Source organism: Streptomyces sp. NPDC056486 (assembly GCF_042795295.1).
GTDB lineage: Bacteria > Actinomycetota > Actinomycetes > Streptomycetales > Streptomycetaceae > Streptomyces.
Map to the genome: position 1 here is coordinate 1 of NZ_JBHTSF010000112.1, position 16,922 is coordinate 16,922.

The following is a 16,922-nucleotide window of genomic DNA, read 5'->3' on the forward strand; positions in this document are numbered from 1 at the left end:
GGTTTCGGGAAGGGGCGGGGTTGGGGAGAGCCCCGCAGGGCCCGTCCCTACGGCACCTTCTCCCCCTCCGGCAACATCATCAGCTCCGCCCGATAGCGCCCGGCCAGACCCACAGCCTTAGGGCCACCAAGCGCGACTACCCCCACCAACCGCTCCCCCACGTAATACCCGTAAACCATGTCCCCCTCAACATCCCCCTCCAACAGCCGGGCCCCCTCCCCCACCCCCGGCAGCCCGAACGACTGCACCCGCACATCGAACTGGTCGCTCCAGAAGGACGGCAGCGGAGCGAACGGCGCCAAGCCGTGCTCCCCGCCCCCGAGCCCCGCCACAAGGACCCGCGCCCCGTGCCGCGCGCAGTCCGCCGGCATCGACCAGTGCTCGACCCGCCGCGCGAGCGCGCCGTATCGAGGGTTCGGGAAGCGCGCCACGTCCCCCACGGCCACGGCGTGCGGAAGCCCCCCGATCCGCAGATGCGCGTCGCAGAGGATGCCGTCCGTCAGGTCGAGGCCGACACCCGCCCCCTCGCCCGCCCTCAGCCACTCCACATTGGGCATCGAGCCGACGGCCTCGACGACGACATCGGCCGCGCACTCGCTCCCGTCGTCCAACACCACGCGCCCGTCGCCCAGTTCCGCGACAAGCCGCCCCATCCGGAACCGCACCCCACGTGCCTCGTGCCGCCGCCGCAGCGCCCGCCCGAGCTCCTCGCCCACCGCGAGCATCATCGGCTCGGCCTCCGGCGCGACGACCGTCACCTCGCATCCCGCCTTGCGGGCCGTGGCCGCCACCTCGCAGCCGATGAAGCCCGAGCCGATCACCAACACCCTGACGCCATACCCCAGTTCGCAACGCAGCGCCGCCGAGTCCTCCAGCGTCCGTACGACATGCCGTGGCGGACCCCCGGTCAAGGGAAGCCTGCGTGGCCGCACCCCTGTAGCGGCCACCAGGCCCTCGTACCCATGAACCGAACCATCGGCCAGGGTGAGCGTGCGCGCGGACAGATCGGCGGCCGTGACCGCCGAGCCGAGCCGCCATTCCACATCGTCGATACTGGGGCGCCGACGCAGCGCCGTGACCGTGGCCGAGGCCTCGCCCGCGAGGACCTCCTTGGACAACGGGGGGCGGTTGTAAGGGAGGTGGGGCTCATCCCCGTACACCGTGATCGGCCCTTCCCACCCTGCCGCCCGCAACTGTTCGGCCGCCCGCAGCCCACCGAGCGACGCGCCGACGACAGCGATTCCCACCGATCCCGCCGATCCCGCCGAGGTCACGGCGGGTCAGCCCTCGACCCGGATGGCTTGGAGCGGGCAGACGTCGGCGGCGTCCTCCGCATCGGCGCGCAGAGCCTCGTCGGGCGATTCGGTGTACGCGAGATGGCCTTCCTGGTCGAGCGTGAAGACGTCCGGCGCGGCGAAGACGCACTGCCCGTGGTCCTGGCAGACGTCGAGGTCGACGATCACCTTGAGCATATGAACTCCCATAGGAATGAGGGGATTCAGCGGCGTGGGGGCCGCTGGCCGCGGAACTCCCAGTCGCCTCCGAAGGCCGTCGACACGACCTCCTCGGACTCCGTGGGCTGGGCGCCGACGTCGGAGCGGATGGCCGTCGGACCTGTGACGATGTGGTTCGTGAGGCGGCCGAGGCCCTCGGCCTCGACCTCGACGACGTCTCCCGGCCGCACGGGCCGCGAATTCGCGGGGGTACCGGACAGGAGCACGTCGCCCGGCTCCAGCGTGATCGTGCGGGCGATGTCGGCGACGAGATAGTGCATGTCCCACTCCATCTCGTCCGTCGAACCGTCCTGCACCAGTTCCCCGTTGACGTACGTCCGCAGGTACTTGGAGTGGAAGTCCCATCCCGTGACGAGGCCAGGGCCCAGCGGGCAGAGCGTGTCGGAGCCCTTGACCCGGAGCATCGAACCGGCGTCGGTGTCGCGGAAGTCGTGCAGGCCGTAGTCGTTGGCGACGGTGTAGCCCGCGATGTGCGCGCCCGCGTCGGCGGGGGCGATGTTGCGGCAGGTGCGGCCGATGACGATGCCGATCTCGCCCTCGTAGTTGAGGTACTTGCAGCCCTCGGGGCGGACGACCGCGCCGCCGTGCGCGTTCAGCGCCGAGATGGGCTTGTGGAAGTAGGTCGGCGCGGGTGGCAGGCCGACGCCGAACTCCTCCACCCTGCTGCGGTGGTTGAGGTGGACGGCGATCACCTTGGAGGGGCGTACGGGAGGGAGGTGGTGCGCCTCCGCCGCCTTCACCCGGCGGCCGTCGGCCGCGACCAGCTCGTCCCCCTCGCGTACGACCTGGGCCGCGGCACCTTCGAGGAGGATGCGGCGGTATTCGACGGTGGTCGTGTTGGTCGTCATACGAGGGAGACCTCGCTCTCGGCGTGCTCGGCGGCGGTGGTGACGGTGGCGGCGGTGGCGGTCCAGCCCTCTGCGGGGCGGTCGAACCACAGGTGCATCTGGCCGGTGCCCACCGAGTTCTCGTAGTCGCTGAAGGCGCGCCCGGGCGCGGAGCACCGCTCTTCTCCGAGAGCACCGATCATCATGAGGTAGTGGCCGAAGCGCGCCTCGGGCTTGTGCGTGAGGAACTCCGGCATGGTGCGCAGGACCGCGGCGTGGTCGCCGCTCTCGAACCACTCGATGCGCCGCTCGTCGGCGGCCCGCGCCTCGGGCGTGCGGATGTGGGAAGGCTCGCTCGACTCGTGGTCGCGCAGCTGCCGCAGCGGCCAGAAGGTGTGCGAGAGGGCGCCGGACGCGATGAGGAGGACCTTGCGGTCGGGCAGCGCGGCGATCCCGTCGGCGAGCGCGCGGCCGAGGCGCAGGTGGTCCTCGGTGTCGCCGGTCTGGCAGACCCCGATCGAGAGCCACTTCTTGTCCGGGAGGCCTTCGCCCAGGTACTTCCAGAGGTTGATCGTGGCGTAGTGGACCGGCAGGTACGGGTCGTCGATCGGGGTGATCCACGTCCCGTGGCGGTCCGCGAACTCACTGATGGTGTCGGCAAGTTCGGGGTCGCCCGGATAGTCGTACGGCATTCGGCACATGCCGCGCGGCAGCTCCTCCGAGCTGAAGAGCCCTGCGCGACGCGCGTGCGCCGAGACGACGAACTCGACCGTGGTGGCCCAGTGCGAGTCGAGGACGACGACGGTGTCGTGGTCGAGGGTCTCGAAGACCTCTTCGCGCAGGCGGCGCAGTCCGGGGACCAGGCTGATCTCGCGGCCTTCGTTGAGCTCTTTGCGGGTCTCTTCGGGCAGCACGATGGTGGGCACGTGGGCGAGGAGCCCCGCCCCGACGATCTCACCCATGGCGGGCCCACCCCTTCGACGCAGTCACGGTGTTCTTCAGGTCGCAGTAGAAGTCGAAGGACCAGTCGCCGCCCTCGCGCCCGATCCCCGAATCGCGGGAGCCGCCGAAGGGTGCGGAGAGGTCGCGCACGAAGAAGCAGTTGACCCAGACCGTGCCGGCGACGAGTCGTGCGCCGACCCGTGCGGCGCGCTCACGGTCGCCGGTGGCGAGGGTCGCGGCGAGGCCGAAGCGGGTGTCGTTGGCGAGGCGCACGGCCTCGTCCTCGTCACCGTCGGGGAAGGTCTGGAGGGTGAGGACGGGCCCGAAGACCTCTTCCTGCACGATCTCGGAGTCCTGGGCGACGTCGGTGAGGAGGGTGGGGCGGTAGTGGTTCCCGCCGAGCTCGGTGTTGCGGCCGCCGCCGATCACCGCCTTCGCGCCCGCGTCCAGGGCGCGCCGCACGAATCCGTCGACGCGTTCGACGTGCCGGGGGTGGATGTTGGGCCCGACGTCGGTGGCCTCGTCGCGCGGATCTCCCTGAGTCAGCTTTGTTACTCGGTCAAGAACGTGCCCGAGGAAAGCGTCCCGCGCGGACTCCTCGACCAGGATGCGGGTGGCGGCCAGGCAGACCTGCCCCGCGTTGTCGAACTGCTCGACGGCGAGGTCGGCCGCGAGCTCCGGATCGGCGTCGGCGAAGACGAGCAGCGGGGACTTGCCGCCCAGCTCGAAGCTGCACGGAACAAGGTGCGCACCCGCGATCGCGGCGATCCGCCGCGCGGTGGGAACGGACCCGGTGAAGCTGATCCGGCGCACGTCAGGGTCGGCGACAAGGGCCTCGCCCACCTCCGCGCCGTACCCCTGCACCACATTGAAGACTCCGGCAGGAAGCCCCGCCTCGTGCGCGATGTCCGCGAAGAGCGAGGCGGTCAGCGGGGTCCACTCGGCGGGCTTGAGGACGACGGTGTTCCCGGCGGCAAGGGCGGGCCCGATCTTCCAACTGGCCAGCATCAGCGGCGCGTTCCACGGCGTGATCAGGACGGCCGGGCCCGCCGGGTCCCAGCTCACGTGGTTCGTGTGGCCCCTGGTCTCGAAGTCGTCGTGGGCGAGGGCGAGGAGGCGGTCGGCGAAGTAGCGGAGGTTGTGGGCGACGCGGGGCATGACGCCGCGGCGGTGGGAGCGCAGGAGCGCGCCGTTGTCGGCGGTCTCGACGGCGGCGAGGTCCTCGATGCGGGCCTCGACTCCGTCGGCGACCGCGTGCAGGAGCCGGGCGCGCTCGGCGGGCGGGGTGGCGGCCCAGCCGGGAAAGGCCTCGCGGGCCGCGGCCATGGCCGCCCGGGCCTCTTCCGCGCCACCGCGGGCGATCTCGGCGAGCGGGGCGCCGTCGAGGGGCGAGTGGTCGGTGAAGGTGGCGTTCGACGCGGAGGTGGCGGCGGACGCAGCCCCGGGCACGGAGGCAGAGGCAGAGGCGACGCGCTCTCCGCCGATCCAGTGCCGGGTGTCGACGGGGACACCTGCCACGGTCGCCGTGTGCGGGGGGTTCGCCGGGGGCGCGGGAGTGGGGGGAGCCATGACTTCCTCCAGTTCGTTTGAACCCAAACAACATTAGGAGCGGCGGGGTGACGGGGTCAACCCCTCGATCGGACCGGCCGGTTCAGCTACCGTTTGAACTCAAACGAAATACCCCAGGAGGACTCCATGCCGGACGACGCCCTGACCACCAGCGGCCATCAGGACTGGATACGCCGGGCGGAAGCGCTCGCACTCCCCACCCGGCACCGCATCGCGGGCGCCGACACGGACGGCTCGGGGAGCGCGTTCCCCGTCGTATCGCCGCGCGACGGCCGCACGCTCGCGATGGTCGCGGACGCGGGCGAGAAGGAAGTGGACCTGGCGGTGGCAGCCGCTCGCCGCGCCTTCGACGCGGGTCCCTGGCCGCGCCTCTCCCCCGCCGACCGGGGCCGGACCCTGCTGCGGATCGCCGCTCTCATCGAAGAGCACCGCTCTGCTCTCGCCCTCACGGTCTGCCTGGAGAACGGCAAACCGATCACTGAGTCGTACGGCGTCGAACTGCGCGCCCTGGCCAACACCTTCCGCTGGTACGGCCAGCTCGCCGACAAGCTGACCGACACCGCCCCGCACACCGACCCCGAAGCGCTCGCCCTCGTCACACGCGAGCCGTCCGGCGTCGTCGGCGCGGTGGTCCCGTGGAACTTCCCGCTGACGCTCGCGGCCTGGAAGCTGGCCCCGGCGCTCGCGGCAGGCTGCACGGTGGTCCTGAAACCCTCCGAACTCACACCCCTGTCCGCCCTGTTGCTCGGCAGGATCGCCGACGAGGCGGGGCTTCCGCCCGGTGCCCTGAACGTCGTCGCGGGCGACGGCCCGACCGCGGGCCGCGCGCTCGGCCGCCATCCGGACGTGGACGTACTCGCGTTCACCGGCTCCACGGCGGTGGGCCGCCAGTTCCTCCACTACGCGGCCGACTCCAACCTCAAGCGCGTCTGGCTCGAACTCGGCGGCAAGTCCCCCAACATCATCCTGCCCGACGCCCCCGACCTCGCGGCGGCAGCGGCCACTGCGGCCTGGGGCATCTTCTTCAACCAGGGCGAGATGTGCACCGCGCCCTCGCGACTCCTCGTCCACGAGTCGGTGGCGGAGGAGGTGACGGCGGCGGTCGTCGAACGGGCCGGGGCCCTGCGGGTGGGTGATCCGCTGGACCCCGCCACGGAGATGGGCGCCCTGGCGGGCGCCGCGCGCGTCGAATCCGTCCTGGAGCACGTGCGGCAGGGCGCGGAGGGCGGTGCGCGGCTACGGGCCGGGGGCGTACGGCGTGAAGTCGTGCCCGGCGGAAGCTACTTCGCGCCCACCGTCTTCGACCGGGTCACCCCCGACATGCCGCTCGCCCGCGAGGAGATCTTCGGCCCGGTCCTCTCCGTCCTCACCTTCGGCTCGCTCGACGAGGCGGTCGCGCTCGCCAACGACACGGAGTACGGGCTCGCGGCCGGTCTCTGGACCTCGGATCTGTCGACCGCGCACACGGTGGCGCGACGCCTGCGGGCCGGGACGGTGTGGGTCAACTGCTACGAGGAGGGGGACGTGACGGTGCCGTTCGGCGGCTACAAGCAGTCGGGGAACGGGCGGGACAAATCGGTGCACGCCGTGGAGAAGTACACGGAGCTCAAGACAACCTGGATCCAACTGTGAAGCTGCGCCCCTTGATCGCCCTGCCCCAGCGATACGCGGCGTCGACTTCGGCTCTTCGGTACGAGGCTGTGGTGACGGCGCGGGCGTTGGCGGAGGCGGTGTTCCGTGCGGGGGGTGAGCCGTTCATGATGCTGCCCGGCCCGCCGGGGGAAGCGGCGGCGCGGCTCGCCCACTGTGACGGGCTGCTGCTGCCAGGGGGCGGGGACTTGGCGCCCTGGCGGTACGCGGGGGGTGGGGGCGGCTTCGAGGAGCAGGTCCAAGAGCAGGTCCAAGAGCAGGTCCAGGTCCAGGCCCAGGCCGAGACCCAGGTGCACGGGTCCGTGTACGACGTCGATGACGCGCAGGACGCGTTCGACCTCGCCCTCGCGCGGTGCGCCCTGGCCTGCGGCCTGCCTCTGCTCGCGGTCTGCCGGGGGCTGCAGGTGGTGAACGTCGCGCTGGGGGGATCGCTTCGGCAGGACATGGGTGGGGTGGAGGGATCGGGGACGGGAGTGGGGGCGCATCGGCATGTGGTGCATCCCGTACGCGTGGCGTCCGGTTCGGCGGTGGCTCGCACGCTGGGGGCGGAGTCGTTGTCCGTCTCTGTCTCCTGCTTCCACCATCAATGCGTGGAGGTGATCGGGCGGGGGCTTGTGGCCAGCGCCTGGGCTGCCGACGGGACCGTCGAGGCGCTTGAACTCCCTGACGGGGAGGGGTGGTTCGTGGCGGTCCAGTGGCATCCGGAGGATACGGCCGCGTCGGATGCGGCTCAGCAGGGGTTGTTCGGGGCGCTGGTTCAAGCGGCTTCTCCTTCCCGACGCCGTTCCCCGGCCCCGTCAGACCCCGGCTCTCAAGCCCCGGACAAGCTAAGAAGAGCCTGCATCTGAAGCCCTGCGATGAGCAGGCGGACACCGAGTCTGAGCTTCAGCCGTCTTCCTTCGCGATCGCTTCGCGTACGGCCGGGACGATTTCGCCGGCCCAGCGCTCCAGGGAGGTGACGTCCTGCGTGCCGCCGTCGGCCGAGAAGAGCGTGAAGCCCGACGCGGCGTGGTCAAGGACGGCGCCGGTCAGCTCCTCGACCCACTGATCGACCGAACCGCCGATCCAGCGCCCGTCGGTATCGCGGGTGGCGGACAGTGGCCGGTCGGTGATGCGGCCGGGAAAGTTGAAGACGGTGCGGATCTCGCGCGGATCGCGGCCCACGGCACCCGCCGCTTCGTCGATGACCGGCCGCGACGTGCGGTAGCGCTCGCTGAGCCAGTCCGCCGCGTGGCCCGGGATCCAGCCATCGGCAACCCGGCCGGTGGCGGCCAGGGACTTCCGGCCGACCGAGCCGGTCCACACCGGGGGCGCGGCCACCGGGGACGGCTCGATCTCGTGCACCTGGTAGTGGCGGCCCTGGTGGGTGACCGCAGGACCGCCACCCGACAGCTTCTTGACCAGGACGATCGCTTCCTCGAAGGCACCCACGGCCTCGGCCGGCGTGAGCCGTTCCACTCCCATGTCGGAGATCCGGTCCCACAGTCCGCCCGCGCCCATGCCGAGTACGACGCGGCCGCCGGAGAGCGCCGACAGCGACGTCACCGCCCGGGCCAGCATGGGAGCGGGCCGGGTCGGCAGGTTGGTCACGTTGGCGAAGCCCGCGATGTGCTGGGTACGTCCGAGAAGGAATCCGATGGCGGCGTAAGCATCCAGGCGCTCGCCGAGGTAGGGGTGGTCCGACAGCGAGAAGTGGTCGAGACCGGCACGGTCGGCCTGCTGGACCATGCGCAGCAGTTCCGGCCCGTCATCGATGCCACTGTGTGCGCCGAAACCGAAGATGACCCTTTGTACAGACTCGGAAACAGACACGGCTCTGCCCTTCATTCGGTTCGTTGGATGGATCGCAGGGATGTGATCACCAGACGTACGCCTCGGGCGGTGCGGCGGCCTTGGCTCCGTTCGGCGCCGCGACGACACCCTCCACACACAGAGAGAGAAAGGGTTGCAGTTCGTGTCACGAACAGTATTAGTTCGTGGCGCGAACTGCAACCCTCTTCTGCAGAATGCGGTATCGCGGCCTCAGCGCTCACGGTCCACGGGGGGCCCCTCCGCCTGCGCCGCGAAGATCATCGGAACCTCGTTGTCCAGCACGACGCGGCCCAGCAGGCCGGCGAGCGCGTCACGCTCGGCCGCGTCGAGGGTCGCGGGCAATCCCTCGATCCGCCTGCAGGTCTCGTCGTAGAACTCCCTTGCCAGCTTGGCGCCTTGGGCCGTGAGATTGACCCGCACGGCACGCGTGTCCCGCGGATCCGGTTCGCGTCGCACCAGGCCATTGCGCTCGGTGCGGTCCACCAGGCCGGTGAGGCTCGACTTGGCAAGCCTCAGCACCGACCCCAACTCGCTCATTCCGTAAGGCCGCGCCATGAGCACGCAGAGCAACTGCCCCTGCTGCGGGGTCACTCCATACTCCCGCCCGGACTCGGCATACACCGCGTTCACCAAGAACGAGGACCGCACCAGTGCGGCCACTATCCCCATCTGCCCATCATCACGCTTATCCACTCGGCCAGGATAGCATCGAGAACCCACATAATTCGTGCAGCGAACTATGTGGGGTGATCAGCGGTATCCAAGGCTCCGGCAGTCAGCTCACCCCTTGGCGCGCCGCCCGCTCCTGCGAGGAACCGGCTCCTCGCCGTCCAGGAGTTCCAGCCGCCGCTCGTCCCCCTTCTCCTCCGTCTGCACCACGATCTTCCGCAGCAGGTCGGCCAGCGTCCTGCACTCCTCGTCCGTCAACCCGTCGGCGACGAACGCCTCCTCCGCGTTGAAGGCGGGGAACACCTTCTCCATCAGGCGCTCCCCCTCCTCGGTGAGCCGCAGCAGCGCGAGCCGTCCGTCGTCGGGGTGGCCCCGGCGTTCCAGCAGACCCCGGCCCGCCAGCGTCCGGGCGACCCCGGTCAGCGTGCCCTTGGAGATGCCCGCCTCCTCGGCGACGTACCGCGTCTCCATCTCTCCCCAGATCCAGACCACGTAGAGGACCACGAACGACGTCCACGTCAGCTCGGCCCCGCGCAGCACGGAGTTCTCGAAGTGCTGCCGGACGGCCGACGCCGCGCGGTAGATGTTCGAGACGGCGGCCATCTGCTCGTACTTGACGGGGGTGCCGCCGAGCTTGGCCCTGACCGCCTTCTCGGTCTCGCGGATGGTGCGGTAGCCCGTCACGTCCGTATCTCCTCGTTCCTGCGCGTCGCCTGCGCGTCGCCTGCGCCTCGCGCGTCCGCTGTGGTTCCGGCCGACCGCCACAGTCTGCCAAGACCTCTTGCCGGGGCGCATACGCGTCCGTACCATCAGCGCCACTCGAATTCGTACGGGCTCAAACGATAACGCGTTTCCAGTGGATACGCCCTCTCCTGCTCTCCCCTACCCTCCCCTCCCCGGAGTCCCGGTATGGCCATCGATCACCCCGGCACGCCCACGCCCGCGCCGTCCCTCTCCTCCGCCTCAGCCTCCGCACCCGAGCGCCGTATCGGCGTCACCGGCATCGTCTTCTTCGTCGTCGCGGCATCGGCCCCGCTCACCGTGGCCGCGGGTGGCATACCGCAGTCCCTCGGCGTCACGGGCATCCTCGGCATACCCCTCCTCTATCTCCTCATCGGCGTCGTCCTCGCGCTCTTCAGCGCTGGATACGCGGCGATGAGCCGGCGCATCACGGGCGCCGGGGCGTTCTACGCGTACACGGCCCAGGGTCTCGGCCGCACCGCCGGTGTCGGCGTGGCCTTCGTCGCGCTGCTCGCGTACAACGCCATGCAGATCGGCATCGCGGGGCTCTTCGGGGCGACGACCGCGCAGTTCATCGACTCCAAGACCGGCGTGGACATCCCCTGGTGGGCGCTCGTCTTCGCGTGCGTCGCCGTCGTGGGGGCGCTCGGGTACCGGCGCGTGGACCTGGGCGTGAAGGTGCTCGCCGTGCTGCTCGTGCTCGAGTTCGGCACCGTGCTCGTCTTCGACATCGGTCAGTTCGCCGACGCCCCGCAGGGCATCTCCGCCACCCCGCTCACCTGGGGCGCCGCCACGGACGGCTCGCTGGGGGTCGCGCTGTGCTGCGTGTTCGCCGCGTACATGGGCTTCGAGTCGGCGGCGCTCTACAGCGAGGAGTGCCGTGATCCGCGCCGCACGGTGGCGCGCGCCACCTATATCGCCGTCGGGCTCATCGGTGTCTTCTACGCGGCTACCGCGTGGGCCATGATCAGCGGCGCGGGCACCGGGCAGGCCACGAAGGTCGCGGCCGAGCAGGGGCCGGAGATGCTGTTCTTCCTCAGCGACCGGAGCAGCGGCCTGGGTTCGGCCTTCTCCGACTTCGCGCAGCTCTTCCTCATCACCAGCCTCCTTGCCGCGCTGCTCTCCTTCCACAACGCCGTTTCCCGCTACGCCCGTTCACTCGGCCGGGAGGGTGTGCTGCCGCGCGGGCTCGGGGTGATCCACCCGCGGCACGGGTCTCCGCACCGGGGCTCCCTGCTCCAGACCGCGCTCAGTCTCGCCGTCATCGCCGTCTTCGCGCTCGCGGGGCGCGACCCGGTGATGGACGTCTTCACGTGGCTGACCAACCTCGGAGCCCTCGGCGTGATCCTGCTCCTGCTCGCCACGTCGGCATCGGTCGTCGCCTACTTCGCGCGCCGCCGCGAACTGAGCGAGCCCCTGTGGAACCGGCTTGTCGCCCCGCTCCTGTCGGGCGTCGCGCTCGCGGTCTTCTTCTGGCTGGCACTGACCAACTTCAGCGTTCAGTTGGGGGTTTCGCCCGGCAATCCGCTGCGGTGGATCCTGCCGTCCCTGATCCTCGTGGCCGCTGCGGCGGGGATCGCGTGGGGGCTGTGGCTGCGGAGGGCTCGGCCTCAGACGTATGCGGGGATCGGGTCGGCGGCGGGACAGTAGCTGTTGGTGCGGGGAGCTCTGCCTTCCACACCCTCCTCCCTACAGGCCTCTCTCCAGCAGCGTTCCGCCGTTCCACGTCACTCCCACCTGGCGGTAGTACGCGCCGATCGGCTCCTCGATGGTCAGCGCGGCCAGCTCTTCGGTGGGCGCGTCGAAGAGGGCGAGCTCGGCCTCGCCCCACCAGGGCTGACCGCCCTCGAAGGACGCGGCACCGGATGCGATGAGTTCGTCGAGGGCCAGACCCTTCCCCTCGATGGAGGGGAGTTGGCGGTGGTGGGCCATGGGGTGGGCGTTGACGAAGCCGTTCGTCTCGGAGGGCTCGCGCAGGGTCACCACGGCCTGGGCCAGGCGGCGGTCGGCGGCGGCGAGGGTGGCACCGAAGGTGGCGCCCGCCTCGATGCGGGGCGCGGGGCCGAAGGGGTGCGGCCGGGTCAGGTGGATCGAGCCGAGCTTCTTCGGGTAGCCCTGGTGGTTGCCGCGGGCGATGGCGAAGTCCTTGTCGACCCAGATGTAGACGCAGCGCGAGTAGGTACGGCCGCGGTAGCCGCAGCGCACGACCGCGAAGCACTCCTTGTACTGGGCCCGCACCGGGTCGAGCAGCTCCACCCGGGATTCCCCGCAGGACTGCCAGTCGGCCCAGATGAGGGCGACGGCGCCGGGGTCGTCGGCCGCCAGGTCGAGCGGAGCGGGGAGGAGTTCGCGGACCCTGGCCGGGTCGGTGCGGTACTCGACGGTGAGCAGGTCGCCCGAGTAGTGCCAGGGCGGGGCCGGGATGAGCGAGGAGCGGCCCGTCGCGGACTTGGGCGGGAAGAATCCTTGAACTCCGGGCATGGGCTGGCTCCTTCGGGGTCGCCGCTACTGTCGTCTGTCGTTTGGGTCCGTACGATATGCCTCTGGGGGCGAGGGCGCCATGGGTGCGGGGCCGGTCCGGCCGCGGGGCGGGGGCGGGACCGGTCCGGCCGTGGGGCGGGGGCGGGACCGGTCCGGCCGTGGGGCGGGGGCGCGCCGGTATGTCCGTCCTCGCTATCCGCCAGTGGGCGCCTTACTGCTTCGGCTCCGGAGCGATGCGAACCGTGCTCCGGGCAGACATACCGACACACCCCCTCACGTCTCGATGCCGCCTGCGGGTGAGTGGGGCCGATCCCCGGCGACTGGGGCACGTCACGCCCCCTCACGCCTCGATGCCGCCTGCAGGTGAGTGGGACTGATCCCCGGCGACTGGGGCACGTCACGCCCCCTCACGTCTCGATGCCGCCTGCAGGTGAGTGGGGCCGATCCCCCAGCGACTAGGGCACGCCACGCCCCTGCCTCGGCCCCGCCTGCGGGCAGGCGGGGCCGATCCCCCCGCGACGGGGGCACGCCCCCCTGTCGCCGACTACCGCCCCACCCACCCCGGTGCGCGCAGGCCGCCAACCCGCCCGCACGCCACGCACGCTTCCCACCCACCCCCACCCGATGACGCCGGGCAATCGGGCGGGTGGGTGGGAAAGGCCCGTTCGGTGAGGATCGGACGCGGGGTGATCGGGCGGGTGGGTGGGGGAGCCCCCTACGGCGCGGAAGCCCGCGCAGCGCACCCCCAGTTCCGCCACAACCCCGCCCGGAGGGCTTGCGCGTACCCGCAGGGATTCCTATCGTTTGGTCTCAAACGATAACCCCGATCCGCCCCGCAGAAAGGCTGGAACACGGGTGACTGAAGCGAGCGCGACCCCGAGGGACGAGGCCACCCAGGCCGCAGAAACAGTCGCAGAAACAGTAGAAGCGCTCCGCGCACAAGGCACGGACATCGTCCGCGTCATCTACCCCGACCTAATCGGCGCCGACCGCGGCCGGGACATCCTCGTCGGCCACCTGCCGAGCGCCTGCGGCCACGGACTCTCCTTCTGCCGCGCCGTCTACCACACCACCCCCAGGGGCGACGTCGTTCCCGTCGCGGGCGGACTCGATGCAGGGCTCCCGGACGTCTCCGTACGGCCCGATCTGTCCACACTCCAGGCGCTGCCCTGGGAACCCGGCGTCGCCTGGTGCCTCGGGGACACCTTCGACCCCGCGACCGGTGAACCCGCCCCGGAATCGCCACGCGCCCTGCTGCGGCGCGTACTTGAGAGCGCCGACGAGTACGCCGACGGCGCCGTCACCCCCGTCGTCGGGCCCGAGCTGGAGTACTTCCTGTGCGACGCCGACCCCGCGGCACCCTCCGGGTGGTCCGTGTACGGCGGCGCCACCGGCAACGTATACAGCGCGGGCCGGCGCGGTGACCCGGACGGCCATCTCCTGCGCACCCTGCGCTCCCTGGCCGATCTCGGCATCGGCGCCATCGCGGGCAACCACGAGTTCGACGGCGGACAGTTCGAGATCAACCTCGACCACTCCGACGCCCTGGACGCCGCCGACCGCGCCTTCCGCTTCAAGGCCGCCGTCAAGGAGTTGGCCCGCCGCGAGGGGCGCCTCGCGACCTTCATGGCCAAGCCGTTCAACGGGCTCGGCGGCTCCGGTTTCCATCTGCACGTCTCACTGGTCGATGCCGCCGGTCACAACGTGTTCGAGGACGCGGGAGCCCCCGACGGCCTCTCCGCGACCGCCCGGCATGCCATCGCCGGACTCCTCCGCCACGCGCCCGCGCTCAGCGCCCTGCTCAACCCGACCATCAACTCCTACAAACGCTTCGGCCCCGACACCCTCGCCCCCTGGCTGATCGACTGGGGCCTCGACAACCGCAGCGCCATGCTCCGGATACCGCCCGAGAGGGGGTCGGGCACCAGACTGGAGCTGCGGCTCGGCGATGCGTCCGCCAACGCCTATCTGGCCATCGCGGGCACCGTCGCCGCCCTGCTCATCGGCATCCGCGACAAGCCGGAGCCGCCCGCGCCCCTGGAGGGCTACGGCTACCGGGAGGACTCCGCGCCCCGCCTCCCCGACACGCTCGGCGCCGCCCTTGACGCCCTGGAGGCCGACGAGGCACTGACCGGGCTCCTGGGCCCGGAGTTCACCGGCGCCTTTCTCACGTACAAGCGCAACGAGATCGAACGCTTCCAACAGCACATCACCGAGTGGGAGTTCACGGAGTACGCCTTCCTCATCTGACCGCTCCCCTCTCCCCCTGAAGGAGTACGTCCATGAGTACGGCCACGGGGCCCGCGCCCCTCGCGCTGTCCGACGTCGACCTCGCCGACAACGACAAGTTCACCGACGGCACACTGCCCTGGCGGATGTTCGACGTGCTGCGCCGGGAGGACCCCGTCCACTGGCAGCCCGAGCCCGCGCCCAACTCCGGCTTCTGGGCGGTCACCCGGCACGAGGACATCGTGCGCGTGGACCGCGACCCGGAGACCTTCACCTCGATGCGGTTCACGAACCTCGAAGAGGTCGACGAGGATCAGATCGCTCTGCGCCGCTCCCTCCTGGAGACCGACGGCATGCGGCACCGGGCGATGCGGCTGATCCTGCAGAAGCAGTTCACGCAGCGCGCGGTGGCGACGTACGAGACCTTCCTGCGCGGTCTCACGGCCCGGACTCTCGACGCCGCTCTCCCCAAAGGGACCTTCGACTTCGTGAAGGAGGTCTCGGCGGACTTTCCCATCAATGTGCTCGCCCGGATGCTCGACGTTCCCGAGGAGGACACCCAGCAGCTCATCGACTGGGGCAACCGCATCATCGGCAACACCGACCCCGACTACGCCGACGTGCTCCTGGAGAGTGCGGAGAGCGAGCAGTACCGCGATCTGCCGTTCCGCTCCCCCGCCGCGCTCGAAGTCTTCGATTACGGGAGGAAGTTGGCCGCCAGGCGGCGCGGCGGCGGCGGTATGGATCTGGTGAGCACGCTCGTCAACAACTCACCCAAGGACGGGATCCCACTCTCCGACACCGACTTCGACAACTACTTCCTGCTGCTCGTCGTCGCGGGCAACGAGACGACCCGGCACGCCATTTCGCACTCCATGCTCGCGCTGATCGACCACCCGGACGAGCGTGCCAGGCTCACGGCAGACTCCTCACTCATCCCGGGCGGCGTCGAGGAGTGCCTGCGCTGGGCCTCGCCCGTCTACCACTTCCGGCGGACGGCGACCCGTGACGTGGAGCTGGGAGGGAAGCTGATCAAGGAAGGCGACAAGGTGGTGCTGTGGTTCGCCTCCGGCAACCGTGACGCGGACGTCTTCCCGGATCCGTACCGCTTCGACGTCACCCGCGAGAACATCGACCACGTCACCTTCGGCAAGGGCAGCCCGCACTTCTGCCTGGGCAACTCCCTGGCCCGCCTGGAGATGCGGATCATGTTCGAGGAGCTGCTGCCCAGGTTGGCGGACATCCGCGTGGCCGGTGAGGTGCGGCGGGTGCGGTCGAACTTCGTGAACGGGATCAAGGAGCTGCCGGTCACGGTCACGCTGACATGAGAGTCAGCCGCCGGACGTGTCCAGCTCCGCGTCCTCGCTGATGCCCGCGCAGTCGTAGGGGTCCTTCAGCCAGCCGTCCGGCAGGACCACGCGATTGTTGCCCGACGTACGGCCGCGCGGCCCGTCCGCGCCCGTCGGCCACCCCTGGTCGAGGTCCAACTCGCCGAGGCCGTCTTCCAGTTCGGCCAGGGACGAGGTGATCGCGAGGCGCTTGCGCATCTCCGATCCGACGGCGAAGCCCTTCAGGTACCAGGCGACGTGCTTGCGGAAGTCGATGACACCGCGCGCCTCGTCGCCGATCCACTCGCCGAGGAGGGTCGCGTGCCGCAGCATGACGGCGGCGACCTCGCGCAGGTCCGGGGCCTTGGGTGCGCCCGTGCCCTCGAAGGCGGCCACCAGGTCACCGAAGAGCCAGGGGCGGCCGAGGCAGCCGCGGCCGACGACGACTCCGTCGCAGCCGGTCTCCTTCATCATCCGCTGCGCGTCGGCGGCGGACCAGATGTCGCCGTTGCCGAGGACGGGGATCTCGGGGACGTGCTCCTTGAGGCGCGCGATGGCGTCCCAGTCAGCGGTGCCGCCGTAGTGCTGGGCGGCCGTACGGCCGTGCAGGGCGATCGCCGTGACGCCCTCCTCGACGGCGATGCGGCCCGCGTCGAGGAAGGTGATGTGCTCGTCGTTGATGCCCTTGCGCATCTTCATGGTGACGGGCAGGTCCCCGGCGCCGCTGACGGCCTCACGGAGGATCGCGCGCAGCAGGGGGCGCTTGTACGGGAGCGCCGAGCCGCCGCCCTTGCGGGTGACCTTGGGGACGGGGCAGCCGAAGTTCAGGTCGATGTGGTCGGCGAGGTTCTCCTCGGCGATCATGCGGACCGCCTTGCCGACGGTCGCGGGGTCGACGCCGTACAGCTGGATCGACCGCGGCTTCTCGGTCTCGTCGAAGTGGATCAGCTGCATGGTCTTCTCGTTGCGCTCGACCAGGGCGCGCGTCGTGATCATCTCGCTGACGAAGAGACCCTTGCCCCCGCTGAACTCCCGGCACAGCGTCCGGAACGGCGCGTTCGTGATGCCCGCCATCGGGGCGAGCACGACGGGCGGCCGCACGGCGTGCGGGCCGATCTGAAGCTGGGGCTCCATGGCGCGGGTTCCTCCGGGACGAGCGT

The 16,922-nt window shown here is 70.7% G+C and carries 15 protein-coding genes; 5 read left to right on the top strand and 10 right to left on the bottom strand.

From position 1 onward, the window contains the following. Nucleotides 1–47: 47 nt before the first annotated feature. Genes ACFQ7F_RS32595 through ACFQ7F_RS32615 form a run of 5 tightly spaced genes read right to left on the bottom strand, consistent with a single transcriptional unit; the run spans nucleotide 48 to nucleotide 4,852 of the window. The gene (locus ACFQ7F_RS32595; RefSeq protein ID WP_383278362.1) at nucleotides 48–1,241 is read right to left on the bottom strand and encodes an NAD(P)/FAD-dependent oxidoreductase; all 1,194 of its coding nucleotides are present in this window, start codon (nucleotides 1,239–1,241) and stop codon (nucleotides 48–50) included. A 39-nt stretch (nucleotides 1,242–1,280) separates the two neighbouring features. Beyond that, nucleotides 1,281–1,472: a ferredoxin gene (locus ACFQ7F_RS32600; RefSeq protein ID WP_383278287.1), complete on the bottom strand. Its 192-nt coding sequence runs from the start codon at nucleotides 1,470–1,472 to the stop codon at nucleotides 1,281–1,283. A 26-nt stretch (nucleotides 1,473–1,498) separates the two neighbouring features. Then, entirely contained in the window at nucleotides 1,499–2,362 is an 864-nt protein-coding gene (locus ACFQ7F_RS32605; RefSeq protein WP_383278290.1) for a fumarylacetoacetate hydrolase family protein, read from the bottom strand. Continuing rightward, nucleotides 2,359–3,303, bottom strand: a complete 945-nt coding sequence (locus tag ACFQ7F_RS32610; RefSeq protein ID WP_383278293.1) for a 3,4-dihydroxyphenylacetate 2,3-dioxygenase — start codon at nucleotides 3,301–3,303, stop codon at nucleotides 2,359–2,361. Before ACFQ7F_RS32610 ends, ACFQ7F_RS32605 begins: the two co-directional genes overlap by 4 nt. Then, nucleotides 3,296–4,852: an aldehyde dehydrogenase gene (locus ACFQ7F_RS32615; protein WP_383278296.1), complete on the bottom strand. Its 1,557-nt coding sequence runs from the start codon at nucleotides 4,850–4,852 to the stop codon at nucleotides 3,296–3,298. The genes ACFQ7F_RS32610 and ACFQ7F_RS32615 overlap by 8 nt, the downstream gene beginning before the upstream one ends. Nucleotides 4,853–4,978: 126 nt before the next feature. Between ACFQ7F_RS32615 and ACFQ7F_RS32620 the strand changes: the two genes are divergently transcribed. Further along, entirely contained in the window at nucleotides 4,979–6,484 is a 1,506-nt protein-coding gene (locus tag ACFQ7F_RS32620) for an aldehyde dehydrogenase (protein ID WP_383278299.1), read from the top strand. Beyond that, nucleotides 6,481–7,350: a gamma-glutamyl-gamma-aminobutyrate hydrolase family protein gene (locus ACFQ7F_RS32625; RefSeq protein WP_383278302.1), complete on the top strand. Its 870-nt coding sequence runs from the start codon at nucleotides 6,481–6,483 to the stop codon at nucleotides 7,348–7,350. The genes ACFQ7F_RS32620 and ACFQ7F_RS32625 overlap by 4 nt, the downstream gene beginning before the upstream one ends. Before the next feature lie 37 nt (nucleotides 7,351–7,387). On the opposite strand, the gene ACFQ7F_RS32630 is transcribed toward ACFQ7F_RS32625, so the two are convergent. The 3 genes from ACFQ7F_RS32630 to ACFQ7F_RS32640 form a co-directional block, all read right to left on the bottom strand. After that, entirely contained in the window at nucleotides 7,388–8,314 is a 927-nt protein-coding gene (locus tag ACFQ7F_RS32630) for an LLM class flavin-dependent oxidoreductase (RefSeq protein ID WP_383278305.1), read from the bottom strand. A 210-nt stretch (nucleotides 8,315–8,524) separates the two neighbouring features. Continuing rightward, the gene (locus tag ACFQ7F_RS32635) at nucleotides 8,525–8,983 is read right to left on the bottom strand and encodes a MarR family winged helix-turn-helix transcriptional regulator (protein ID WP_383278364.1); all 459 of its coding nucleotides are present in this window, start codon (nucleotides 8,981–8,983) and stop codon (nucleotides 8,525–8,527) included. 111 nt (nucleotides 8,984–9,094) lie between these two features. Then, complete coding sequence (locus tag ACFQ7F_RS32640) at nucleotides 9,095–9,667, bottom strand: MarR family winged helix-turn-helix transcriptional regulator (RefSeq protein WP_383278308.1); 573 nt, start codon at nucleotides 9,665–9,667, stop codon at nucleotides 9,095–9,097. 225 nt (nucleotides 9,668–9,892) lie between these two features. Between ACFQ7F_RS32640 and ACFQ7F_RS32645 the strand changes: the two genes are divergently transcribed. Then, a complete protein-coding gene (locus tag ACFQ7F_RS32645; RefSeq protein WP_383278311.1) occupies nucleotides 9,893–11,374 on the top strand; it encodes an APC family permease in 1,482 nt (493 codons plus the stop codon). Nucleotides 11,375–11,413: 39 nt separating this feature from the next. Here the strand turns inward: ACFQ7F_RS32645 and ACFQ7F_RS32650 are convergent, their stop codons facing one another. Continuing rightward, nucleotides 11,414–12,205 (bottom strand): acetoacetate decarboxylase family protein, encoded by a 792-nt coding sequence (locus tag ACFQ7F_RS32650; protein WP_383278314.1) that lies wholly within the window; start codon nucleotides 12,203–12,205, stop codon nucleotides 11,414–11,416. Between the two features lie 951 nt (nucleotides 12,206–13,156). Between ACFQ7F_RS32650 and ACFQ7F_RS32655 the strand changes: the two genes are divergently transcribed. Both ACFQ7F_RS32655 and ACFQ7F_RS32660 read left to right on the top strand, forming a co-directional pair. Beyond that, nucleotides 13,157–14,455, top strand: coding sequence for a glutamine synthetase family protein (locus tag ACFQ7F_RS32655; protein ID WP_383278365.1), 1,299 nt, complete (start codon nucleotides 13,157–13,159; stop codon nucleotides 14,453–14,455). A gap of 32 nt (nucleotides 14,456–14,487) precedes the next feature. Next, nucleotides 14,488–15,762, top strand: a complete 1,275-nt coding sequence (locus tag ACFQ7F_RS32660; protein ID WP_383278317.1) for a cytochrome P450 — start codon at nucleotides 14,488–14,490, stop codon at nucleotides 15,760–15,762. Between the two features lie 3 nt (nucleotides 15,763–15,765). Here ACFQ7F_RS32660 and dusB read toward each other — a convergent pair whose 3' ends face one another. After that, complete coding sequence (dusB, locus tag ACFQ7F_RS32665; RefSeq protein WP_383278320.1) at nucleotides 15,766–16,896, bottom strand: tRNA dihydrouridine synthase DusB; 1,131 nt, start codon at nucleotides 16,894–16,896, stop codon at nucleotides 15,766–15,768. Nucleotides 16,897–16,922: the final 26 nt, after the last annotated feature.